Raw genomic sequence first — 22,264 nt, 5'->3', positions numbered from 1 at the left:
CGAGGGCCCGAGTTCAGGGCCCGAGCTCGCCCGCGGGCGGTCCGCTGTCGAGGTAGCGCTTGGGCTTGGTCGGCTCCGAGCACTGTGTGGCCCACGGCGTGGTGTCGATCGCCGACTGTGAGACGGACACGCAGACCGTCGTGAGGGGCGACGAGTACTCGTGCGAGTAGGGCTTCGGCGACTTGCAGTCGGCGCCGCGACACACCGTTGGATCGGCGTCGGTGGTGTCGAAGCCGAGCACGTTGCCGCTGGCGATCGGCTGGATCCGGCGCAGATCGAGATGACTGCCGTCGTTGTTGGCCTCGAGCAGCCACAGCGTCTCGTCGCCGCGGGGCAAGAAGCTGGCTTGCTCGTACGAGAGGTTCTTGGGCCCGGTGCCGGGGCCGCGGGCGGCGAGCTCATCGTCACCGCGGACGATCGCCCACGGCAGCGGGGGGTGCTCGTCGTCGTCGAGCTCGTAGCGCCTGGGCGGCACCGCTTGCAGGCGCCACTGTTGGTCGCTGCCGGTCAGCGGCGTGAACACCTGGGTGTCGGCTTGATAGGCGTAGACGGCCTCGTGCCCGCTCTCCTCGGCCTGGAGGTAGATCGTGCCGTCGGCGGCGAACCCCGCGAGCACGTGGCGCGTGGCGCTGGCGGGTCGAACCATGCACGACCGCTGGTCGTCGAGGTTGCGCAGCGCCAGGTCCCCGCGAGTCGTGACGTAGGCCAGGTGCTTGCCGTCGGGGGAGACCGGGCTGAGGCCAGGCACGTCCTCGAGGGGGTTGAGCGAGGTCACCACCTCACCGCTGAAATTGGCGACGTGATCGAGGTCGGCGACGGCGAAGATCAGGGTGCGTGCGCTCGCGCCCTCGCCCGTCGTGGCGATCACCTGGACGTCGGTCGGGACCTCGGCGTGGGGCTCGGTCGAGTCGTCGATCTCGGCGGGGGAGGGCCCCTCGGTGATCATCACGCGGCGAAACGAGTCACCGCTGGTGAGGTGGAGCGGATCGCCGACCGCGGACCCGGCGAGGATGTCGACCCGCCGCGCTGGGGCCACGCGCACGAGGTAGAGATCCTCGCGGCCCTCGTCGAGCCGCTCGCGCGCGACGATGTGGCGGTGTCCCATGGCGACGACCCGCAGATCGTGACCCGCGCCCAGCCGAAATTGTTGGGCGGCCTCGCCCTCGGCCAGCTCGCCGACGTACACGGCCCACAGCTCGCTGCGAGGCTCCGCGTCGTGGGTGCCGCCGGCTCCGTACGTGCGGTAGATCAGCCAGTCGCCGCCACGCAGGGAGCCAACTAGCTCGTCGATGTTGCCGGGCACACCGACGTCGTTGGCGCTCTGGGTGCCGAGCCCGCCGGGGCTCTGTGACTGCGTCGCGTCGAGATCGATCCGGTACGCCCCGGACCCGACCCGGTAGGTCAGCCATCGGCCCGACGCCGTGAGCATGATCTGATCCGGCGGAGCGCGCAGCGGCAGCGACTGGATCTCGAGCTCGGCGAACCCGCAGTCGGCGCGGGCACAGGTGCGGACGACCTCGACCTGGGCACCGTCGCTGACCGCGATCACCGTGGGCCCTTGGCGATCGAAGCCGCGCGTCTGGGTGCCGACGAGGTCGAGCGGTCCGCACGGTTCGAGGTCGCAGGCGCCCAGCGAGGCCGCGATGGCGACGGTCGCCAGCACCTGTGAGAACCCGCCGCCTCTCATACCCACGACAACGACGGTACAACAAAAGCGCAGGACTGTGGCAACCTTTGGGGAGTGTCCGTGTCCGGCCCCCAAGATGCTTCCAAGATGTCTTCATTGACCGCAAGGATCGCTGCCTCGAGTGTCGTCGCCTGTCTGTGTGTCTGCCTCAGCGCGGGCTGCGGTAAAGACGCCGAGCCTGGGGCCAACGCCGACAAGGCCGACGCCGGGCCAGACGCCGACAAACCACCGGCTTTGCCCGCGCTGACCCAGGCCGAGCTCGAGGCGCTCTACGTCGCCAGCAAGGGCCGGTTCGAGGCCACGATCGAGCTGCCAGACGCGGCGTTCCAGGAGATCAAGGCCGACCTGATGCGGGTCGCCAGCGAGTCCGAGGACGTCCACCTGCGCGCGAACGCCAGCTTGCTGCTCGGCGGCATGCACGAGGCCCGCGATGATCAGCGATCGGCGATCTCGTTCTATCGCCAGGCGATCGAGCTGATCCCCGAGGAGGCCGCACCCCACATCGTGCTGGCCCTGGCGCTGTCCAAAGATCAAAAGTGGGACGAGGCGATCGCCGAGCAGTGGATCGTCGTCGAGATGATCCCCGATGACCTGGTCGGCTGGCTGCTGCTCGGCGAATTCCAGGTCAAGGGTGGAGATCTCGAGGAAGCCGCCAAGACCTACGGGGCCTACGAGCTGCGCCGCAAGGGCCTGCTCGACGGTCTGACGCTCAAGCACGAGGGTGAGTACGTCAAGGACGAGGCCGAGCGAGCGGCGTGCGCCGAGGCCCTGGCCCCCGCCGTGGACAACGGCACGGCGTTGGCGCTGCTGTATGCGCTGGACTCGGAGACCTCGCCGGTCGTGCGCGAGCGCGTCGCCGCGATCATGGGGGAGCAGCGGTTACTCGGCTATCAAAAGCTGCTCGAGGCCAAGCTCGCAACCGAGCCGGTCGCCGAGGTCAAGCAGGCGATCGAGTGGGCGCTGGCCGAGATCCAGCGCGATCCGATCGAGACCGCGCCCGGTCCCGTCCCCGAGGCGATCGCCAAGCAGGTCGAGGCCGAGGCGGCGGCCCAAGCAGCGGCCGCCGGGGCTGCAGAGCCGGCGGGGGATCAACCCGGCGCCGACGGAGCACCGGCCGACAACGCAGCGGCCGACCAAGCAGCGGCCGACGGAGCAGTGGTAGATCCCGCCGCTCCCGCTGCGCCCAAGTGAGGGGCCGATGCGTGCGGGCCCATTGGGGCCGGGGCTGCTTCGCGGTACACCTCCGCGCAGCGAGCCATGCCCGCACGCCCCCCCGCCTCACTCGAGGTCAGTAACCTGACCTTCCACTACCCAGGGTCCGAGGACCCGGCGCTGCACGGCGTCGGGTTTCGGGTCGCCCCGGGTGAACGGGTTGGGCTGCTCGGACCCAACGGCGCCGGAAAGAGCACGCTGATGCGGATCTGCTGCGGCTACCTGCCGGTCCCGCGGGGCCGAGACACGGTCGTGCGGGTCGGCGACTTTTCGGTAGCGACCCAGTCGCTCGAGGTCCGCGAGCTCGTTGGCTACTTGCTCGAGCAAGTTCCGCTGTATCAGGAGCTGCGCGTGCGCGAGCACCTGGAGTTCCGGGCCAAGATCAAGCGGGTGCCTCGGCGTGAGCTCGGGGCCGAGCTCGAGCGGGTGATCGGGCTGTCGGGGCTCGAGGGCATGGCCGAGACGCCGATCGCTCGGCTCAGCCGTGGCTATCGCCAGCGGGTGGGCATCGCCGACGCGCTCTTGGGCTCGCCGCCGCTGGTCGTGCTCGACGAGCCGACCGTGGGCCTGGATCCCAACCAGGTCCAAGGGATCCGCGCGATGCTCAAGAATTTGGGCGGCAACCAAACGCTGATCTTCAGCTCGCACATTCTGGCCGAGGTCGAGGCCCTGTGTGATCGCGTGATCATCTTGTCGCGTGGCCAGGTCGTGGCCGACGAGACCGTCAACACGGCGCTCGCGACCGACACGCTGTTTGTCGAGTGGATCGGCGCGGACGGTGCCGCGATCCGGGCGTGCGTGGGGGCGGCGTGGGCCTCACTCGGGCGCGACGATCCACCGCAGCTCGAGATCACGGCGCGCGACGGCCGGTCGAGCGGGCGGGACGGCCGAGGCGGCCGACCCGCGGCGCGCGAGGGTCAGGCCACGGCCGGGGCGGACGCTGCCGCGAGCCGGCCAGACGGCGCGGCGAGCCGGACCGAAGATAGTGCCGCGGCGAGCCGGGCGGATGGTGCCGCGGCGAGCCGGGCGGATGGTGCCGCGGCGGTCCGGGCGGATGGTGCCGCGGCGGTCCGGGCGGATGGTGCCGCGGCGAGCCGGGCGGTCGGGGGCGTGGCGTTGCGGGCCGCGGTCACCTGCCAGGGCGTCGCAATGGAGGACTTGGCCGCAGCGATCGGCCGCGCGAGCCTCGAGTTCGAGCTACCGCTGGCCCGACTCGAGCCCGGCCGCCGACGCCTCGAAGAGCGCTTCGCGGTGGTCACGGGTTTCAGCGAGGGGGACGCGTGAGCGCGCTGCTGCAGCGGATCGGACACTGGCTGCGGGGGACGCTGGCGATCACCGGGCGCGAGCTGCTGTCGCTGTTCGTGACCCCGCTGGCGTACCTGGTCGGGACCTTGTTCCTGCTCAACCAGGGCTGGAATTTCTCGGTGCTGCTGTCGGTGCTCAACCAGCCGCTCGCTGCGCGCGGGCCGGTGATGCAGTTCTTCTTCGGCGGCAGCATCTTCATCTTCTGGCTGCCCGTGGTGTTCATCTGCGCCGCCGTCAGCATGCGTCTGATCGCCGAGGAGCGCCGCCAGGGCACCCTCGAGGCCCTGCTCACGGCCCCGCTGCAGCCCTCGCAGGTGGTGATCGGCAAGTACCTGGGCGCGCTCGGCTTCTACGTGGCCCTGTGGCTGCCGACGGGCAGCTTCTACCTGCTGCTGCGCGGGGCGTCGGGGCCGACGATGGCCCCGGATCTCGGGCCGATCTTGTCGGGCTACCTGGGCACGTTTCTGGTCGGGGCCAGCTTCCTCGCGGTCGGCTTGGTGTTCTCGGCGTTCGCCCGCAGCCAGCTCGCGGCCGCGATCGGGACCTTCGTGAGCTGCACGATCGTGCTGCTCGCGGGGCTGCTGACCGATCAGGTCGACGTGTGGCTGGCGAAGATCCTCAGCTGGACCTCGCTGCTCGGGATGATGCAGGAGCTGGCCCAGGGCATCGTCGACGGGCGCTGGGTGTGGCTGCACCTCGCGGTCGTGGTCGCGGCGATCTCGGTCGCGATCACGGCGATCAACCCCCGGCGTGACTGGCAGTCGGTCCTGCAGACCGCCATGATCTGCGTGGCGGCGGGGCACCTCGCGGTGTTCGCCGGACGTCACGCCGAGCGCGACGACTGGACGGCGGGCCAGGTCTACACGCTCTCGGATCGGGCCAAGGACGTCCTCGATCGACTCGTCGATCCTGTCGACGTCGTCATCGTGGTGCCCACGACGATCGGCAATGGCCGACCCAACCCCGTGCGCGGGGAGCTGCGCGAGGTGCTCACGCGGATGGGCGGCGCGACCAAGCAGGGCTTGTTGCGGGTCAGCACGGTCGACCCAGACGTGGATCGGCAGGAGGCCGAGCGGCTGATCGAGGACTTCGGCCTGAGCGGGCGCGAGCTGCCGGATGGCGTGGTGTTGATCCGGGCGGGGCAGGGCAGCGGGCTGCGCCGGGCCCACCTGTTGCCCAACGAGCTGGTGACCTACGCGACCGGCCCCGAGGTCCAGGCCAACGGTCCACGCGTGAAGTCGTTCCGCGGTGAAGAGGCGCTGCTCGGCAAGTTCCTCGAGGTCTCGGATCCGCTGTCGATCGCGGTCTGCTACACGCAGGGCCACGGCGAGCCGGCGTTCGACGATCTCGAGCCCTTCAACGGCTACGCCCACCTGCGCGATCTTCTGCGCGACGCCAACCTCGAGACCAAGCAGGCCAACCTCGACAACGACGCGGCGCTGGCCGAGTGTGACGTGCTGTTGATCGCGGGCCCGACCGGGGTGTTCGCGTCCGATGAAGTCGCGGCGATCCGCCGGTTCGCCGCCCGCGGCAAGGACCTGCTGATCCTGGCCGGGGCCAAGTACGTGCCGGGCAAGCCGATGCTGGCCGATCACGGCCTCGAGCCGCTGACCGCCGAGTACGGCATCCACTTTGGCGATCGCCTGGTCGTCGATCCGCACGAGGTCCCGGGCGGGACCAGCAAGGTCGGGTTCACGGTCGTCGAGGGCTGGGCTGATCACGCGGCGGTGCGCAGTCTGGTGCTGCAGCCGGTCGCGCTGTTCGAGGTCCGCGAGCTGTGGGTCGACGGCGACGCCGTGACCTTGGCGTCGAGCTCCGAGCAGGGCTGGGCCGAGTCCGGGCTGCTCGAGTTTCAGCTGAGCGGGCAGCTCGATCCCAACGACGACGGCGATCGACGCGGACCGATCCCGGTCGCGGCCGCGGGCGTGCGCGGTGACTCGCGGCTGGTCGTGGTCGCCTCGGATCACTTCGCGCTCAACGCCTGGCTGCGTGAAGACGTGGCCTACTCGCACAACCGGGATCTGATCTTGAACCTGATTGGGTGGCTGACCCAGCGCGAGGTGTTGATGGGGATCCGCCCGCGCGATCGCGAGCACGTCAAGCTGGTCCTGCTGCCCGAGCAGCTGCAGCGGATGACCTGGATGTGCCTGTTTGGGCTGCCGGGGTTTGCGATCGGTCTGGGCCTGTTGGTGCTGTGGAGGCGCCGGCAATGACCACCCCCGCCAAGCCGCCCGGCAAGCCGCCCGCGAGGCCCTTGGGCGAGCACGACGCCGCGGTCGCGCGCCAGCGCAGCAAGTCGCGCCGTCGGATCCGCGGGGTCGGTCCGATCCGACCGCGCGCCGGGACCATCTCCGCGCTCGCGCTCGCTGGCCTGGCGATCGCGCTGGCGTGGGCCGATCCCTTCGCCAAGCCCGACGACGGCGCGCTGCTGGTCAACAATCGCCTGGGCGGTCGGCGGGTGTTCCCGACCCTGGTCGACGCCGATCCAAGCAAGGCGACCATCGAGCTGCAGGCCGCTGACGGCCCGGTGGTCCGGGTGGTCCCGGCGCCCGGGGGCGGCCATCAGCTCATGCACGGGGACGAGGTGCTCGGTCCCGTCGCGAACGAGGACTTCGAAGGCCTGTGGTCGTCGCTGCGCCTGGCGACGGCGCGACGCTCGACCGGCAAGGTCCAGGGCGTGGGGCAGGGCGGGGTGATCCGCATCAGCCTGCCCGGCGAGAACCTCACGCTCGAGCTCGGCAGCGCGGCCACGGGCGGCGGCGTCTACGGATCCTTCGAGGTCAGCGGCGACACCTGGGTGGTCGAGACCGAGATGCTGACCCTGGTCGAGCAGCCGCCCAAGAGCTGGCTGTCGAAGCGGCTGTTGCCCGTCGATGTCGAATTCGTGACCGGCCTCGCGTGGGGCGACGAGCTGATGTTGGGTCGCAGCGACGACGGGTTTTGGCGGGTCCGCGAGGGCGGGACCCCGGCGCTGCTGGCCACCGAGGCCGTCGAATTCCGGATCCGCAGGCTGCTGCGGGCCCAGCTCGATCCCTTCGTCGAGCGCGACGCGGTCGCCTCGGAGTCGCTGCGACCGTGGCTCGTGGTCACCACGTTAGACGGCGGCTCGCGGGCGCTGCATCTGGGCGGCGCGTGCCCGGGCGAGCCCAGCAAGCGCCTGGTCGACCGCGGGCCGGGGCTGCTCGGGTGCGTCCCCGCCGAGCTGCTCGAGCGCTGGCCGCTGCTGTCTCCGATCGCCGGGATGCTCGAGCCGCGCCTGGTCCCGCACGACTACGGCCGGATCGTCGGCATCGATCTCGAGCGCCCGGCCGCGCGCAAGCTGATGCGGCGCGGCGGTGAGTGGTTCTACACCGGGGAAGACGAGACCGGCGTCGAGGCCCTGCCCGAGGAGGAGGTGCGGCGTTGGTATCAAGCGCTCGGCCGGCTCGAGGTCTCGCTGCTGGCGGTCGAGTCTGGCGCGGATGGTGGACCCGACCCCGCGCTCGAGTGGTCACCCGACTGGGTGGTGGTCGTCCACGCAGACACGGGCGAAGAGCTGCGCGTCACCTGTGATCTGGACGGCGAGCCGCTGTGCGTGCGCGATGACGGGCCGATGCTGCGGCTGTTGGGTGAGCTCCCCGTCAACCTGGCGTTCGACGCCGAGACCTTCGCCGCGCGTCGGCTGACCGAGATCAACCCCGGTGAGATCCGCGAGCTCGAGATCTTGCCGCCCGCCGACGTCGAGTCCCGCACGGTTCGGCAGAGCGTCCACTCCGACATGGGGACCTGGCAGCTCGACGCCCCCGCGCACGTCGACGACAGCGGGGCGATCGACGAGGTCCGGCTCGAGAACGTGCTGTGGGCCCTGCGTCAGCTCCGGGCCGAGGCCTGGGTCGCGGCGCCGAGCGTGCCGCCGCTGCGCCGGATCCTCGCCGAGATCGTGCCGGACCAAGGGCTGCGGCGCAGCGTCGAGGTCACGGTGTTCCCCGACTGCGTGGTCGAGGTCGAGGGCCACCGGCCCGCGCTGGTCGCCAAGGCCACCTGCGCGGCGCTGGGCGAGGATCTGTTCTTCGACGATCCCCTTCGGTTTTGGCTCGAGCGATCGCGCGGCGTGGAGGTCAGCGACGCCGGCGGGCAGGAGCGTCTGTTCCTGCGCAGGCGCGATCAGATGTTCGTCACCAGCGACGACCAGCCGGTGCAGGATCCGGCCCTCGAGCAGCGCCTGCGAGAGTGGATCGACTGGCGCTCGGACGGGGTCCGGGCCGGGCAGCCCCCCGGTGAGCCCGCCTGGATCCTGGACGTGCGCCGCGAGTTCGGTCCGCCCGCCCAGGTCGAGATCGGCGAGGGCTGGGCCCGCCTGCGCGGGGCCGACTGGTACTACGTGCAGCGAAGCGGACCCGCGCCCACCAACGATCTCGCGCCGGGCGAGTCGCCAGCTGACGACTTCGATCCAGGCGCGATCGATCTCGACTGAGGGCTAGCAGCGGAGCGTCGTCACGGCGTGACGCTCGCTGTCTACCAGTCCACTCGTTTGGCGTAGCCAGCTTCGACCAGGTGATCGCCGAGCTGCTCGCCCGTGTTCGGGTCTTCGATCTCCACCAGCCAGCGCCCGTACTTGCCCGTGCGATCCCGGTACGTCCGCACCCGCAGCGCCGGTGTATGCTTGGCCAGCCACGCGTCGGCGAATGACTTCGCCGCTTGTCCGCGACGTCACTCGGCTCCGTTGCGCGGTACCCCGTAGGTCTCGGGGGGTGTCGACGCCCAGCAGCCGGACGCGGGCGGTGGTGTGGACTCGGCGGCCCAGATCGATGTCGATGTCGAGAGCTCATCCTCGGTCATTCCTTCGCCGAGCATTCTGTCCTCAATCAGCTCGTGAGTCAGTTTCCCGCTGCCGTACATGCAGGCCCTCAGGGATGTAAAACAAACACCGTTTCCGGGTCGATGGATGGTCTGCAGCAGCCAAGGAGAAGGCCCTACTATCAACCGACGATGAGAGCGAGCAAATGCTCGAGGTCCTGTTCAGTCATTTCGTAGTGGGTGTTCAGCGAACTGGTGGCCGAGGAGGAGGGGCCCAGTTTGTTTTCTGTACAACTGATCGGCGGGCGCTGTTGCCCTGATTTGCCAAGGCGTGTGCTTGTGGTTCAAGCGTTGCGCGGATGGTGGAGACGTTCGGGGCTCCTATAGCTGGACAGCACGAATCGGACAATCCCGCGGCGGGACCCGACTCGAAGCCCCAGCAGCCGAACTCGACCCCAAGACCGCGAGCGGCGAAGGATGCAAGATCCTATCCATAGAACACATCCTGCTGTGCCAGCCTCGAATGCGGCGATGTCTGGACGCTGGATGACGGCAAGGCCACATGCGGAAAGTGAGCTCGCGCGTCGTCGACGGCGAGCTAGCGCAGCCCAAAACGAGAACGCGCACCGTTTTTTTCCGCTTGGGCCAGCGCGGCGCAGCGGTAGAAGACCGAGTAGCGAATCGTCTTTTGTGACCTGTCGGGGTTGGGTGAACGTCGCGCCGCTCATTCTCGGCGTGTGGAACGGCAGGCGAAGTGGGCCCGGGCGGGTCGGGTGGCGAACGAGCCCCCAACGACACTCCCGTTCGGCGCGGCCTCGCGCCGAACCTGCCTGTGTCCCTGAGCCGAGCCACGGCTCGACCATCTCGACCATCTCGGCCTGGTCAGGGTCGGGTCGGTCACGCCGCGAGATCGAGTTCGAGCTGGTCAGTTGGGGCTAGCCCCGGCCGCGGGGGCAGGCGGGGACCGAGACCCAAGTCGGTGAGCACCCGCGCGATGTCGTCGGGCTTGTTGGCTATCTTGACCACGCGCATCGCACCGCGGCAGCTGGGGCAGGTCATGATGTCGACCGCGAACACCCTCTGAAGCAGCCACGCCCAGGGGAGTCGTGAGGCTCGCTTGGCGAGCACCTCGAGCTCGGTCGCCTCGCCGTCGAACGACAAGCGTATCTGCGTCGGCTCGTTGGCCACCAACACTGGACCTGGCACGACCTCGGGCCGCGCCTTGACTGCGGGCGGCCTGGCGGCCGTCCTCGTCTACCTACGCGGACTCCGGCCAGCGAGCTGGCATCCATTCGCTCCGGTTGGCGTGGGCAGCGAGCACGCATCGACTCGCCGCAGCGGCGGCAAGCAAAGAGGGCGAGGCCACATCGAGGATGCTTGCCTGACCGCAGCCCCCGAGACGGCCCAGCGCGTCGGGCAGCGCCCCTGCGTGGCTCGTGAACCGAGAGCAGGCCGCTCGAGTAGAGGAGACCTGCTCCGAGCACCGAGCCGCATCAGGCATTTGCTCCCGTGCTCAGCCGACCAGGACTCACCCCGATGCCCAGCTATCCGAGTCGCCAGTGCACGACCCACTGCCGCTGCCGCAGCCGACCGAAGCGCCGCATCCAGTTGATCCCCCGCAGCCTCGGCGATCGCTCGTCCGCGAACGACCACTCGCCGAGGGTCTCGATCCCGTCCGCCCACCCCTCGAGCTCCGCGCCGCCGCTGATCCCGAACTGAAAGCCGACGCTCCCGTCGATGTCGAAGCTCGTGCCGAGCTTCATGCGCACCAACCGACCGCGCCAGCCCTCGAGCCAGCGCCGGTTGAACACCTCGCGACCAGCTCGCATCCGGGCGCGCGCGCGCGTAGCTGCACGACCAGCGCGCGCACGGCCTCGGGTGGGAGGTACATCAGCAGCCCCTCGGCCAAGAAGATCATCGGCCGCGACCACGGCAGCTCGTCGAGCCAGCTCAGCTTGGTCACGTCCGCGGCGAGCTGGCGGTAGCCAGGCTCGGGCGGGAGCACCCGGCGCTTGACCTCGATGACCCCGGGCAAGTCGACATCGATCAGCTCGAAGGCCGCCGACTCCAGGCGATCCCCGAGCCGCGCCCGAAGCCGATGAAACCGACTGTCGAGCCCGCAGCCCATGTTCACGACCACGGCCTCTCCCCGGCGGGAGAAAAAGTCGAGCGCCCGATCGTCGAAGTGACGGGCCCGCAGCCCCATGTAGGCGGCGAGCTGTGGCGCGACCTTGCCGTGGGCCAGGCGCTGATGCATCGGGCGATCCGAGCGTGCCAGCACCGGCGTCAACGCATCCACGATGCGCTCGGCCGTGGGGTCGTCGATGACCTCGGCCTCGCGACTGTCCTTCGCGCGACCGAACAAGGTAAGCAAGCCGGTGTCGCTCAGGTGGGTGAGCGCGCGGAGATCCTCGACGCCAAGGTTCATGTAGCCTCCCGGATCATCTCAGTCCTCCTCATAAAAAGCTCTTGCGTGTTGATCTCCTAGCGAGGACCCGAAGACTGATGGCTGTGGCGCGAGCGACCCTCCCGGTCGTAGCGGCCCTCGAACGCCGCGAGCGCAGCCTTGGTGTCCGGGTCTCGCCGCATCAGCCCGGCCATGTCGAACGCCAGCCGGATTGGGCCCGAGCGCAACACCACCGTGCCGTTGGGTAACACCACGATCCCCGCCGCGCCCACGGGGTCGCCCGCTCAGCCGAGGCCGAAATGGTCGCCGTCTCATCGGTCGAGAGCGACTCGCCATGAAACACGAGCGAGAGCAGCGCGGCGTAGATGACGTAGATGACGTAGATGAGCGTGGAGACCCATTGGGCGATCTTCATCGTGCGCATACGCGTCGCGCCGTCGTACTCCTCCCCAAGGTAGCGCGAGGTCAAAACCTCGAACGCAGATGACCAGGCCAAATGCGAGAAAGAGCCCGTGCCAACCGGCGGGTGCGACGACGTTCGACGGCAGGTCTCCCGCGGTCCAGAGCGTGTCAGCGTAGATTCCCATCCCCACCAGGAACGAGGTGACGATCGCCAGCTTGATGGTGACGGTGAGGGTCTCCGCGGACTCTAGGCGCTTCAAGCCCCCTGCCACGCTCACGATAGCGAGCAGTTCCGCGACGACGATGGTGATGGTAGCGTACGACTCATCCGCTTAGCGACAATGGAGGCACCGCGTCAAGCTGACAGCTCGGGCCGCGGGACGCCATCGCTCGCGTGCTCGCGTGCTGCGGTCGCTCGCTCGACAGCTTTGACGATGCCGCCGACGAGCAGCCGGCGTTGGGGTCTTGCTACGGGCGGCAGGCTCCCGCCACCACACTTCAAATGATCTGCTACCACGGCGTGCTCGCGGTACGAGCCAGGCTCGCAGCGAAGTGGACCAGGTCGCCCCTGCTTCAACGCGGGCGAGCCCGAACTCTGCCGGATTTCAGCGGCCAGTGGGCCGCTGGGCCGCTGGGATCGTGACTGGCTCCGCTGGGTCTGATACCCTGCTCGGCAATCCGAACCATGATGGTCGGTCGAAAGCGACAACTATGAAAAACCTATCTTCCCTGCGTACTTCGATGGCCGCCCTCTCGTTGGGCCTGTGCTTCACCGCCTGCACGGGCCCCGACGCTGATGACACTGGTCTGCTCAGCTTGACTGGCATCGGCGGCGATACCGGCGATACAGGCGACGGCGATACAGGCGATGGCGATACAGGCGATGGCGATGGCGATGGCGATGGCGATGGCGATGGCGATGGCGACGGCGATACCGGCGACGGCGACGGCGATCCCGGCGACGGCGACGGTGATTCCGGCGACGGCGACGGTGATTCCGGCGACGGCGACGGCGACGGCGATACCGGCGACGGCGACGGCGATACCGGCGACGGCGACGGCGATACCGGCGACGGCGACGGCGACGGCGACGGCGACGGTGACGGCGACGGGCTCTGTGAGGTCATCACCGCAGTCGAGTGGCTGGCCGGCACCTCCGACGCCATAAACGGCTTCAGCGACATCGAGTCGGCCATCGATCCCGATCTGGGCGACATGATGAACCCCGATGTACTGTTGGTGCAGTTCTACGGCTCGCAGATGGTCGACAGCGTCGACCTCACCAGCCCGCAAGAGGCAAACTTCGCAACCTGCCTGACCTGCGTGTTAATGGTCGAGGACAACGCAAAGACCTACTTCCAGACCGGCGGCACCCTCGAGATCACCGACGTCGGCCCGGAGCTCAATCAGGTCGAGGGCACCATCACCGGCCTCACCCTCGTAGAAGTAACCATCAACCCAAACACATACGAGTCGACCCCGGTTCCCGACGGTGGCTGCATCGAGGTCATCGACGGCAGCTTCGACACAATCATGTAGTCATGAGGGCCCCTCAAACTTGGGGCTCTCTGTCATACAGATTTGTCGGTGGGGGCACCACACTTGGTGCCCCCACGATGGGGGACCTACCTAACTCGAGGTACAAGCCCCGCGAGCCGCTGAGGTGTGTCCCTCAACAGGCGGTGGTGCAGTACTGACAGTATAGAGAGTCGCAGGCGGCAATGGCCTGCCCCAAGGTGCAGTTTGTCCATGAGCACGTATATGGCGTGCAGTAGTCCAGCGTGACCCAGCACCCCGAACCTTCTTGGAAGTTGTCTTCGGATGCAATCTCAAGCTGCTCTGCTTCGCTCTCGCTCCAGACGGTTACTGGCAGATCGTCGTTCGGGAGGCCTTCCGGGAGTGTGACATCCTCGACGAGTGTGCCCTCAACGAGTGTGCCCTCGGTGATCTAGGTGATCTAGGTGATCTCGGTGATCTCGGTGATCTCGGTGCCGAGGAGCATGACGTCTTCCGAGTCCCATGGCTCCTCCTCCAAGGCACAGCCGCCAGTGATGGTGAGAGCGGTGAGGATCAGTTTGAGTTCCATTGTGATTCTCCGTGGTGGTGGTAGGTGGTGGGTAATGTCCATACTAAGACGAGTCATCCAGCGCATCCGATGATCTCGGTGAATCTCTTCGATACCAAGAGTCAAGACGTTTCGAAAGTATATATTTTGGTGTTGACGCCGCTCAAATTGCGCGGGCATCCGCTGTCATCTCGCCGCGGTTCCGACCGGCGTCGAGTTTTGGCAACTCGCTCCGATGAGTCAGCCCGCCCGGCTTGCTGGCTGCGGGGCTCGTGCTCGTTGTTGACGGTCACCAGAGAACGCGGAATTCCGACCAACACCCGTCCGCATCATTGCCATACGGTCCGCATCGACGGGGCAGTCGCTGCGGACGCCTCAGCCCGACCTCGCCGCGTGAGCGCGGCCGAACAGACGAAGCCCCGTCGGCGGTCGCCGGCGGGGCTTTGTCGCGTCTGCGAGCGGTGCGCGGAATGTCTGATCCTGGCGAGGCTTCGGACGGGATCGAGGATCTGGCCTGGGTCATTTTTCCAGAGCAGAAGTGGGGGCAAGACCGGATCGCCTCGCAGCACTGGCACGCGTAACGGCGCAGCAGTAGCTCGATCTGCTCGACGTTGCCGCCGACGTCGACGGGGATCCCGACTCGGCGCTCCCGTCGACCGTGGCCATGAAGGACCACGCGGTCGCCGTCGACGCCTGGCGCGTCGCAGGCTGGACACCTCGCAGGGCGGGGCCGTGGCCCTCGAGTTACTTCGTGATGATCCGTGCCGGAGTGTTGCCGCTGCACCAACGCCGAAGCTCGTGGCCCACGAGCAGCTGCAGCACCAAGTTCACCACCTGGGGCTGCGGCGATGGACCGCACAAAGCTACTCGCGACGCTTGGCGAGGGACGCTTGCTGCGGCGAGGCGACAAGACCTCCGGCACCAGCGATCCATGGGTGCCGGATCGCACACAGCAGCTCGTTGTCCACTGCAATGTGCAAGCGGGCCAGACGCCTGGCCCGAGCTGACACCAACCCCTTAGCCGTCGCCCTTTTGCTTCTTGATCGCTTCGGCGTCCTTTTGCATGCGGGCCTGCATCTCGGCGTTTTGCGCCTCGGTAGCGGCGACCGTCTGCGGATGCCAGTCGGAGTTGGGCGGGTAGATCCAGATGAGCTCGCCGCCCGACTCGGGATCGGGGTTGGGCGCCTTGTACGAGTGAAACTCGAGCAGGCCGTTGTCGTGGGCGAACCCGGACTTGGAGAAGCGCCGGAACTCGCCCGTGATCGTGTACTGCTTGCCGAGCTCGACGATGACCAGCGGCTGCTCTTCCCACTGCTTGAGCGTGTCCGTGTCCCACTCGGGGATCGGGAAGTGGTAGTTGACCACCATCATCGCCCGCTTCTTGCCCTTCTCGTCGGGGGTGTCCGAGATCCAAAAGTGCGGCTGCTTGCCGGGCGGGCACAGCTGACCCTCGGGGCACTCGGGCGGGACGTAGATCTCTTGGACGTAGCCCTTGACGACGATCTTCTGGCCGGCCTCGCCCTCTTTGAGGCGATCGTCGATGTCCTTGCGCAGACCGAAGATCGAGTAGGCGCCGTCGGGGTCGCCTTCCCATTTCACGGGCGCACGGGCCTCGTCGAAGTCGGGCGCCGGGGGGAGCTCGACTTTGATGTTGGGGAGCTCCTCCTCTTTTGGCCCCGTGTCCTCAATTTTTTCGGCGCAGCCGAAGGTGAGGGGGGCGACCAGAGTGGCGAGAACGAAGGTGTTGCGGAACTTCATCGAGGGGCTGCCTCCGTCCCGACGGCGGTGGTCGGGCACCGGGATTCGCTGGCGGTTTTGCCGCGTGGGCCCGTGTATCACGGGCTGGAGTTAAAAGTCCATGTGCAACACGCCGCAACCCGCATCCGTGACTTGCGTCCGCGGTCCGAGTTCAGCAGCCTCGGGGTGATGAAGCCCAGGCTCCGGTTGGCCAGCTGCGGCGCGCGTCGCCCCGCCTGGGCGCGCTTGCGGGTCGCGCTCGTGGCTGCGCTCGCGCTCACGCTCGGGTGTCGGGGCGAGACCGGCACCGCACAGAACGACCCGCAGGCGGCGGGCGTGGGCGGATCTGCTGGGATCGGGCAGGTCGACGGTGGCACGGGCGACCCCGCGGATCCTGCGCTCAACGAGGCCATAGCGATCGCGCTGCCGCAGCTGCCGCGTCGCCTGGATCCCCACGATGACCTCGAGCCGTGGGCGATGCGCATCGCGGAGGATCTCGTGTTCGAGGGGCTGGTCCGTCGCACGGGCGATCGCTACCCGTGGACCGAGCCCGCGATCGCGGATCGCTGCGAGGTCGATCGTGAGTACGCGGTCGCCTCGATCACCTGTCACATCCCCTCGGGGATCCGGTTCCACGATGGGACCGAGCTCACGATCGACGACGTGGTCTACTCGCTGACCTACTGGCTCGATCGCAGGCGCGTGTGGATCCGCCAGCGCCACGGGCTCACCAACTTTTCGAGCGTCGAGGTCGTCGATGGGCCGCGCGGCGGGGGCGGCGATCGAGATCCGGGGCGCTGGGTTCGGATTGGCCTCGACAAGCGCGATCCGCTGGCCCTCGAGGCGCTCGCGGCCGTCAAGATCGTCCCGCGCGAGGCCCATCGCGGGCGCGAGACCCAGTTCGCCCAGCACCCGATCGGGACCGGGCCCATGGCGATCACCACGCTCGGCCAGGATCGCGTCGTGGCCGAGCGGTTCCCCGACTACCACGACCCCGAGCGCCGCGCGGTCGCGGGCAAGATCGTGTTTCGGGCGATCGCCGATGGTGCCCACGCGCTCACGGCTCTGCGGCGCGGCGAGATCCACCTGCTCCCGGAGCTCGCGCCCGTTCACGTGCCCGTCGAGCTCGGCAAGCCGGGGATGTCGGGCCGGTTCGCGGCCTGGCTGGTCAGCCCGCCACAGTACGATCTGCTGCTGTGGAACGTCGCGAGCGGGATCCAGGCCAACGCCCCGCTGCGCGGGGTCATGCACGACGCGCTGCCGATCTCGGCGATCGCCCGCGAGATCTACGGCGCTCCAGGGCTGGCCGCCGCGGCGCCGGTCGATCTGCATGAGCCCACGCCGATCGATCTCGAGGCGCTCGAGGACATCAAGCTCGGCGAGCCGGTCCGCGGCGGGTTGCTGGTGATGCCGTCGCTCGACGACGACATCGCGGCGCTGGTCGGCGCGGCGGCCGGGCTCGACGCGCTCGAGTGGCCGCTGGAGCAAGGGATCCGCCGGCGACCGGGCGGCTCGCTGCGGATCAGCGTGACCTGGGACGCGCGATCGGGGCGGCCGGCCGCGATCGTCTCGCGGATCGTCGCCGCGTGGGAGTCGATCGGGGTGGTCACGCCCGAGGCCACGGCCGGCTGGAACTACGTGCTGGTGCTGCTCGGCAAGGGCGAGTTCAAGACCGCCCTGCTGCACTTTGGTGGCCACAGTGACGAGGATCTGTACGAGCTGTTCCACAGCCGCGGGACGATCAACTTCGCTGGCGTCGCCGACGAGGAGCTCGACCGCGCGCTGTCGGACTACCGCGGCGCGCCGGATCGTGCGGCGCGCGACCGGGCCAAGCAGCAGATCGCCGAGCGTCTCGCGCAGCTGCGGGTCGTGTCGATGCTGCACGCGCCGTCTCACGTGATGCTGGCGTCGCGGCGGCTGACCGGGATCGAGTTCGTCGATGACATCCCGCGCCTGGATCGGCTGGGCCTGATCGCCGGCGACATCGACTGGGGGACCTGAGCGGGCCGCGGGCCGCGGGCCGCGGGTCGCTGGCACTCGGGCGATCTACTGAACGCCCAAACCCTGAACAGCCGGCGAATTCGTCCAGTAGTCCGCAAAACTTGTCGTTTTCTTTCGGACGTGCCGCCGCCCTCGTACAAGCGAAGAGCAGCGACCGCCCGCGACGAGCGACAGCCAGGGAAGACCCACCCGTCCACCGACCCAGGTGGAGCACTCGAGCGTCGCGCGGCATGACCCGACAGTTCAGCTTTGCGCTGGGCTGACGCGAGCGAGAGGTACAAACCAATGACCAGCGTGATCCTGTTGTTCTCCCTTCTCACCCCCAACCACCTCCAGGACTACGCCAGCGAACTGCTGGTGCCCGACACCACGGAGCCGCACTGCGACGTCATCGATCGGATGCTCGCCAAGTACGACGCCGAGTACGAGATCGAGCTGGCGGTCGAGGCCGCGAGCCGGGTGTTCTCCTCGAGTCGGTAGTGAGCCGATCTCTCCAGGTCCGGCGAAGCCGGCCCGCGCTCGGCCCTCGGCCCTCGCGCGGGTCGGCTTCGCCGCAATTTGGCGGGCCAGCGGCAAGTCGGCCGGCTTGCCGGCCGGTCGCAAAACCAGCACCCTGTTCGCCAATGCCGATCCTCAGCATGACCGGGTTCGGCGTCTCCGACCGCCCGTGGACCGAGCGGGGCGTGCGTGTCCACGTCGAGCTGCGCTCGGTCAACGCTCGCTACCTCGAGCTCAAGCTTCGCCAGCCGTTTGGTGTGGCCGTCGAGCACCGCCTGCGTCGCGCCGTGGAAGCGCAGCTCGGGCGCGGGCGGGTCGACGTGTCGGTCCGGGTCGAGGGGGCCGGCGAGCTGCTCGACGATCCGCTCGCGGCGGTTGGCATCGAGCGTCAACAGGTCGCGTCGCTGCTGCGCGCGCTGGGCTCGTTGGCGGACGAGGCGGCTCGGGTCTCGGTTCAGGTCTCGCCGCCTACCTCGCTGGATTTATTACGGTTCTTGGCGTCGAGTCAGGCCGCCTCGCGGACCGGCTCGAGCGCGGCGGACGAGGCCCCGGCGTTCATCGACGAGCTGGTCGAGGAGGCGCTGGCCAAGCTGATTGAGATGCGGCGGGTCGAGGGGGGGGCGCTCGCGGCGACGCTCGCGGCGCTCTACGACGAGCTCGAGGCCCAGGTCGCGCAGGTCGAGCAGACCGTCGCGCCCGAGGGTGAGCGGCTGCTCGTCGAGCTCGCGGCTCGCTGTGAGGGCCTGCTCGCGCGGGTTGACTCGAGCCAGATCGGGGCCGCCCGCATCGACCGAGAGCGGCTCGAGCAGGAGCTCGCGCTGCTGGTCGTGCGTGGCGATGTCAGCGAGGAGCTGGCCCGGATCGCCAGTCACCTCGAGCAGGCCCGTACGGTCCTGGGGTCGCCGCCCGAGGTCGGCCAGGGCAAGACCTTGGATTTTCTCAGTCAAGAATTGCTCCGCGAGGTCACGACGATCGGGAGTAAAATCACCAGCCACGGCGGCAGCGGGGTCGTGATCAACGCCAAGCGCACCATCGAGCGGATTCGTGAGCAGGTTCAGAATGTCGAGTGAGCGCCCCCGTGGTCTGTTGTTGGTCGTCAGCTCGCCCTCGGGGGCTGGCAAGACCACGCTGTGTAACCGGCTCCGCCAGGAATTTCCCAGCATCGGATTCTCGGTCAGCTACACGACCCGCGAGCCGCGGCCCGGCGAGACCGATGGCGTCGAGTACCACTTCGTCAGCGGCGAGCGGTTCCAGGAGATGGCCGCCGACGACGAGTTCGCCGAGTACGCGATGGTCCACGGCAACATGTACGGGACCGCTGGGCGGCTGGTGTCGACTGCGCTGGCCGACGGCCGTGACATCCTGTTCGACATCGACTTTCAAGGTGGTCGTCAGCTCCGCCGCAGCTTCCCCGAAGAGGTCGTGCTGGTGTTCATCCTGCCACCGTCGCTGCGCGAGCTCGAGCGACGGCTCCGCCGACGGGCCACCGACTCGGACGAGGTGATCGCACAGCGTCTCAAGGTGGCTCGGTCCGAGCTCGCGCACTACGATGAGTATGACTTTCTGATCGTGAACGACGAGCTAGAACGGGCCTACGACGCCTTGCGGGCGGTCTATGTGAGTGCGCTGCACCGGCGCAGTCGCCAGGCTGCCGTCGCGAAGCAGCTGATCGAGGGCCAGGAGGAGCTGCCCTGGTGAGCGCGCCGTCCGTGCCACTCGGCGAACTCGAGCTCGAGCCTGCGCCCGGGACCGAGACCGACACCGAGCGGGGGGAGGCCGAGCCGGGCGAGGGGAGCGAGCTCGACCCGGCGGCGTCGGATCCCCACCTCGATCAGCTGTCGAGCGGCGAGTACATGATCATGGGCGACCCCATGGTCGGCGAGGGCGCCGCCGAGGTCCTGCTGGCCCGCGAGTTCCAGCACCTCGCGACGGAGGTCCGCCGTCGGCTCGACGTCGAGACCTTCGAGCAGGTCCGCGAGGCCTTCGAGCTGGCCGAGAGCTGTCACGCGGGCCAGATGCGCAAGAGCGGCGACCCGTACCTGGTCCACCCGCTGCGGGTCGCCCGAATGATCGCCGGGCTCGGGCTCGACGGGCCCAGCGTGGTCGCGGGGATCCTGCATGACACCGTCGAAGACTCGGAGCTGACCGTGTTTGATCTGACCGAGCGCTTCGGTCGCGAGATCGCGCTGCTGGTCGACGGCGTCACCAAGCTCGGCAAGGTCCCGTATCTGTCGCGCCGCGAGAATCAGGCCGTCAGCTTTCGCAAGCTGCTGGTCGCCATGAGCCGCGACATTCGGGTGCTGGTGGTCAAGCTGTGCGACCGGGTCGACAACATGCGCACGCTCGACGCGATGCCGCCGTCGAACCAGCGCCGGATCGCGCAGGAGACCGCCGACATCTACGCGCCGCTGGCCCGGCTGCTGGGCATCGACTGGATCCGGCGGGAGCTGGCGGATCTCTCGTTTCGCTACCTCGAGCCGGTCGCGGCCAAGGAGATCCGCGGGCAGATGGTCGCGCTGCTGACGGCCGAGCCCACCCACATCGATCGCGGCCTCGAGCTGCTGCGCGACGCGTTCGTGGGCGGCGAGTCGAGCGATCTGGCCGCGGCCAGGCCGGCTGGGCCGGGCAACCTGCGCAGCGGCGACGTCGAGCTGCGGCCGTGGCGGCGCGAGCTGTTTGGCGCGGTCGAGTTTCGAGCCAGCGTGCTGACCCCCCAAGAGGTGCACGAGCTGCGCAACCGCGGGCGCTCGGTCGAGAAGCTGCGCGACATGGTCACCTACCAGGTGATCACCGCCGATCGCGACGCCTGCTACCTGGCGCTCGGCCACATCCACGCCCGGTTCAAGCCGATCCCCGGCTCGATCCGCGATTACATCGCGCTGCCGCGGGCCAACCGCTATCAGGGCCTGCACTCACAGGTGCTCGACCGCGACGCGGTCCGCCTGTACCTCGAGATCCGCTCGCGCGAGATGGACGCGGTCGCCGAGCGGGGGGTGGTCGTGGATCTTCAGCGGGGCCTGCAGGCCAGCGAGCTCGGCTGGCTGCGCGAGCTGATGGGCTGGCAGGCCCAGGTCGAAGATCCCACCGAGTTCATCGAGGCCGTCAAGCGCGAGCTGTTCGCCGATCAGGTGTTCGTGTTCACGCCCGACGGCGATCTCAAGACCTTTCCCAAGGGCGGGACCCCGATCGACTTCGCGTTCGCCGTCCACACCGACGTCGGGCTCCACGCCGCGGGCGCCCGGGTCAACGGTCAGGTCGTGCCGCTGCGCTATCGCCTGCGCCAGGGCGACACCGTGGAGATCCTCACCGATCCCAAGGTCGAGCCCCGCGATGAGTGGCTCGACATCGTGGCGACCTCGCGGGCCAAGGCCCGGATCAAGCAGTTCCTGCGCCAGCGCGCGCGCTCGCTGGCGATCGAGACCGGCCGCTCGCTGCTGCGGCAGCGGCTCGAGACCCGCAGCGTCGATCTCGCCCAGCTCGAGGCCAGCGGCGAGCTCGAGGCCAAGCTCGAGGGCCTGGGCATCGGCCAAGAGCGCGGCATCGATCGCCTGTACGAGCTGATCGGCGACGGCGACATGCGCATCGGCCAGGTCGTCCGCGCGCTCGACCCGGAGCCGGTCCCGAGCGAGAGCGTGCTGGGCCGGCTGTTTCGGCCGTTTCGTCGCCGGCCCGACGAGTCGCGAGAGCCGCGCGCGGGTGAGGCTGGCGGCGCGCCAATCGAGATCGACGAGGCCCGGGTGGAGAGCGGCCTGATCCAGCTGGCGGTGTGTTGCTCGCCGTTGCCGGGCGATCCCCTGACCGGGTTCCGAATTCCCAGCCGGGGCATCGTCGCCCACGTCCAGGGCTGCCCGGTCGCGGTCGACGAGCTGCACGAGCGGGTGTTCTTGGCGTGGGATGCCGAATTCGAGACCGAGCGTCCGGTGACCGTGCGCGTCCGCACGGCCAACACCGTCGGGCTGCTCGCCGAGATGAGCCGGGCGTTCTCGGCGACGGGGCTCAACATCAAGCAGGCGAATTGCCGCGCCTACGAGGACGGCCGGTTCGCGCTCAACACCTTTCACGCGACCGTTGGCTCGCTCGAGCGGCTCGAGACCCTGTTGGATCACCTCCGCGAGGTCCACGGGGTGATCAGCGTCGAGCGGGTGTTCTCGGGGCCCGATTGACAAGCCGGCGG

Annotated in this window: 18 protein-coding genes and 1 pseudogene; 10 read left to right on the top strand and 9 right to left on the bottom strand. The window is 68.8% G+C overall.

Features of this window, described 5'->3' with window-relative positions; all coding sequences use genetic code 11:
• Positions 1-13 precede the first annotated feature (13 nt).
• A complete protein-coding gene (locus ENSA7_RS19940; RefSeq protein ID WP_146157900.1) occupies positions 14-1,693 on the bottom strand; it encodes a hypothetical protein in 1,680 nt (559 codons plus the stop codon).
• An 81-nt stretch (positions 1,694-1,774) separates the two neighbouring features.
• Between ENSA7_RS19940 and ENSA7_RS19935 the strand changes: the two genes are divergently transcribed.
• From ENSA7_RS19935 to ENSA7_RS19920, 4 genes are all read left to right on the top strand, one after another.
• Positions 1,775-2,878 (top strand): hypothetical protein, encoded by a 1,104-nt coding sequence (locus ENSA7_RS19935; protein ID WP_146157899.1) that lies wholly within the window; start codon positions 1,775-1,777, stop codon positions 2,876-2,878.
• Between the two features lie 66 nt (positions 2,879-2,944).
• Entirely contained in the window at positions 2,945-4,183 is a 1,239-nt protein-coding gene (locus tag ENSA7_RS19930) for an ABC transporter ATP-binding protein (protein WP_106090899.1), read from the top strand.
• Positions 4,180-6,417 (top strand): Gldg family protein, encoded by a 2,238-nt coding sequence (locus ENSA7_RS19925; RefSeq protein WP_106090898.1) that lies wholly within the window; start codon positions 4,180-4,182, stop codon positions 6,415-6,417. Before ENSA7_RS19930 ends, ENSA7_RS19925 begins: the two co-directional genes overlap by 4 nt.
• Positions 6,414-8,657 carry a hypothetical protein gene (locus ENSA7_RS19920; protein ID WP_146157898.1) on the top strand — a complete coding sequence of 748 codons (2,244 nt, stop codon included), beginning with the start codon at positions 6,414-6,416 and terminating at the stop codon, positions 8,655-8,657. Before ENSA7_RS19925 ends, ENSA7_RS19920 begins: the two co-directional genes overlap by 4 nt.
• A gap of 41 nt (positions 8,658-8,698) precedes the next feature.
• On the opposite strand, the gene ENSA7_RS45820 is transcribed toward ENSA7_RS19920, so the two are convergent.
• The 6 genes and pseudogenes from ENSA7_RS45820 to ENSA7_RS46385 all read right to left on the bottom strand — a co-directional run bounded on the left by ENSA7_RS45820 (position 8,699) and on the right by ENSA7_RS46385 (position 12,094).
• A complete protein-coding gene (locus ENSA7_RS45820; protein WP_280524022.1) occupies positions 8,699-8,827 on the bottom strand; it encodes an RNA-binding protein in 129 nt (42 codons plus the stop codon).
• Positions 8,828-9,877: 1,050 nt separating this feature from the next.
• Complete coding sequence (locus tag ENSA7_RS19915) at positions 9,878-10,168, bottom strand: hypothetical protein (protein ID WP_146157897.1); 291 nt, start codon at positions 10,166-10,168, stop codon at positions 9,878-9,880.
• Between the two features lie 356 nt (positions 10,169-10,524).
• On the bottom strand, positions 10,525-10,743 hold the full coding sequence (locus ENSA7_RS19910) for a hypothetical protein (protein ID WP_106090895.1): 219 nt from the start codon (positions 10,741-10,743) through the stop codon (positions 10,525-10,527).
• The gene (locus ENSA7_RS19905) at positions 10,740-11,408 is read right to left on the bottom strand and encodes a class I SAM-dependent methyltransferase (protein ID WP_106090894.1); all 669 of its coding nucleotides are present in this window, start codon (positions 11,406-11,408) and stop codon (positions 10,740-10,742) included. The genes ENSA7_RS19910 and ENSA7_RS19905 overlap by 4 nt, the downstream gene beginning before the upstream one ends.
• Positions 11,409-11,464: 56 nt before the next feature.
• Positions 11,465-11,659 carry a hypothetical protein gene (locus ENSA7_RS42340; RefSeq protein ID WP_146157896.1) on the bottom strand — a complete coding sequence of 65 codons (195 nt, stop codon included), beginning with the start codon at positions 11,657-11,659 and terminating at the stop codon, positions 11,465-11,467.
• A pseudogene (locus ENSA7_RS46385) lies at positions 11,569-12,094 on the bottom strand (Aq_097 family APC-type transporter). Before ENSA7_RS46385 ends, ENSA7_RS42340 begins: the two are co-directional and overlap by 91 nt.
• Positions 12,095-12,530: 436 nt before the next feature.
• On the opposite strand from ENSA7_RS46385, the gene ENSA7_RS43935 reads away from it, so the two are divergent.
• Positions 12,531-13,328 (top strand): hypothetical protein, encoded by a 798-nt coding sequence (locus ENSA7_RS43935; RefSeq protein WP_181233928.1) that lies wholly within the window; start codon positions 12,531-12,533, stop codon positions 13,326-13,328.
• A gap of 418 nt (positions 13,329-13,746) precedes the next feature.
• On the opposite strand, the gene ENSA7_RS45815 is transcribed toward ENSA7_RS43935, so the two are convergent.
• Together ENSA7_RS45815 and ENSA7_RS43930 are read right to left on the bottom strand one after the other, a co-directional pair.
• A complete protein-coding gene (locus tag ENSA7_RS45815; protein WP_280524021.1) occupies positions 13,747-13,875 on the bottom strand; it encodes a hypothetical protein in 129 nt (42 codons plus the stop codon).
• Positions 13,876-14,871: 996 nt separating this feature from the next.
• Positions 14,872-15,612 carry a hypothetical protein gene (locus ENSA7_RS43930; RefSeq protein ID WP_181233927.1) on the bottom strand — a complete coding sequence of 247 codons (741 nt, stop codon included), beginning with the start codon at positions 15,610-15,612 and terminating at the stop codon, positions 14,872-14,874.
• Positions 15,613-15,780: 168 nt separating this feature from the next.
• Between ENSA7_RS43930 and ENSA7_RS43925 the strand changes: the two genes are divergently transcribed.
• The 5 genes from ENSA7_RS43925 to ENSA7_RS19870 all read left to right on the top strand — a co-directional run bounded on the left by ENSA7_RS43925 (position 15,781) and on the right by ENSA7_RS19870 (position 22,253).
• Complete coding sequence (locus ENSA7_RS43925) at positions 15,781-17,592, top strand: ABC transporter substrate-binding protein (protein WP_181233926.1); 1,812 nt, start codon at positions 15,781-15,783, stop codon at positions 17,590-17,592.
• A 285-nt stretch (positions 17,593-17,877) separates the two neighbouring features.
• On the top strand, positions 17,878-18,072 hold the full coding sequence (locus ENSA7_RS19885) for a hypothetical protein (RefSeq protein WP_106090891.1): 195 nt from the start codon (positions 17,878-17,880) through the stop codon (positions 18,070-18,072).
• A gap of 143 nt (positions 18,073-18,215) precedes the next feature.
• Complete coding sequence (locus ENSA7_RS19880; RefSeq protein ID WP_106090890.1) at positions 18,216-19,160, top strand: YicC family protein; 945 nt, start codon at positions 18,216-18,218, stop codon at positions 19,158-19,160.
• Positions 19,150-19,788 (top strand): guanylate kinase, encoded by a 639-nt coding sequence (gene gmk, locus ENSA7_RS19875; protein ID WP_106090889.1) that lies wholly within the window; start codon positions 19,150-19,152, stop codon positions 19,786-19,788. The genes ENSA7_RS19880 and gmk overlap by 11 nt, the downstream gene beginning before the upstream one ends.
• Positions 19,785-22,253 (top strand): RelA/SpoT family protein, encoded by a 2,469-nt coding sequence (locus ENSA7_RS19870; RefSeq protein WP_106090888.1) that lies wholly within the window; start codon positions 19,785-19,787, stop codon positions 22,251-22,253. Before gmk ends, ENSA7_RS19870 begins: the two co-directional genes overlap by 4 nt.
• Positions 22,254-22,264: the final 11 nt, after the last annotated feature.

The organism is Enhygromyxa salina (assembly GCF_002994635.1).
Lineage (GTDB): Bacteria > Myxococcota_A > Polyangia > Nannocystales > Nannocystaceae > Plesiocystis > Plesiocystis salina_B.
The sequence above is the reverse complement of the archived record's forward strand: the minus strand, read 5'-3'. Positions and strand labels throughout refer to the sequence as shown.

What these genes read in the sequence shown, in the direction of transcription:
- ENSA7_RS43930 (WP_181233927.1), bottom strand. Translation starts at nt 15,612, where the DNA reads ATGAAGTTCCGCAACACCTTCGTTCTCGCCACTCTGGTCGCCCCCCTC.
- gmk (WP_106090889.1), top strand. Translation starts at nt 19,150, where the DNA reads ATGTCGAGTGAGCGCCCCCGTGGTCTGTTGTTGGTCGTCAGCTCGCCC.
- ENSA7_RS19885 (WP_106090891.1), top strand. Translation starts at nt 17,878, where the DNA reads ATGACCAGCGTGATCCTGTTGTTCTCCCTTCTCACCCCCAACCACCTC.
- ENSA7_RS43935 (WP_181233928.1), top strand. Translation starts at nt 12,531, where the DNA reads ATGGCCGCCCTCTCGTTGGGCCTGTGCTTCACCGCCTGCACGGGCCCC.
- ENSA7_RS19880 (WP_106090890.1), top strand. Translation starts at nt 18,216, where the DNA reads ATGCCGATCCTCAGCATGACCGGGTTCGGCGTCTCCGACCGCCCGTGG.
- ENSA7_RS19935 (WP_146157899.1), top strand. Translation starts at nt 1,775, where the DNA reads ATGTCTTCATTGACCGCAAGGATCGCTGCCTCGAGTGTCGTCGCCTGT.
- ENSA7_RS19910 (WP_106090895.1), bottom strand. Translation starts at nt 10,743, where the DNA reads ATGAAGCTCGGCACGAGCTTCGACATCGACGGGAGCGTCGGCTTTCAG.
- ENSA7_RS19930 (WP_106090899.1), top strand. Translation starts at nt 2,945, where the DNA reads ATGCCCGCACGCCCCCCCGCCTCACTCGAGGTCAGTAACCTGACCTTC.
- ENSA7_RS19920 (WP_146157898.1), top strand. Translation starts at nt 6,414, where the DNA reads ATGACCACCCCCGCCAAGCCGCCCGGCAAGCCGCCCGCGAGGCCCTTG.
- ENSA7_RS43925 (WP_181233926.1), top strand. Translation starts at nt 15,781, where the DNA reads ATGAAGCCCAGGCTCCGGTTGGCCAGCTGCGGCGCGCGTCGCCCCGCC.
- ENSA7_RS45815 (WP_280524021.1), bottom strand. Translation starts at nt 13,875, where the DNA reads ATGGAACTCAAACTGATCCTCACCGCTCTCACCATCACTGGCGGCTGT.
- ENSA7_RS19905 (WP_106090894.1), bottom strand. Translation starts at nt 11,408, where the DNA reads ATGAACCTTGGCGTCGAGGATCTCCGCGCGCTCACCCACCTGAGCGAC.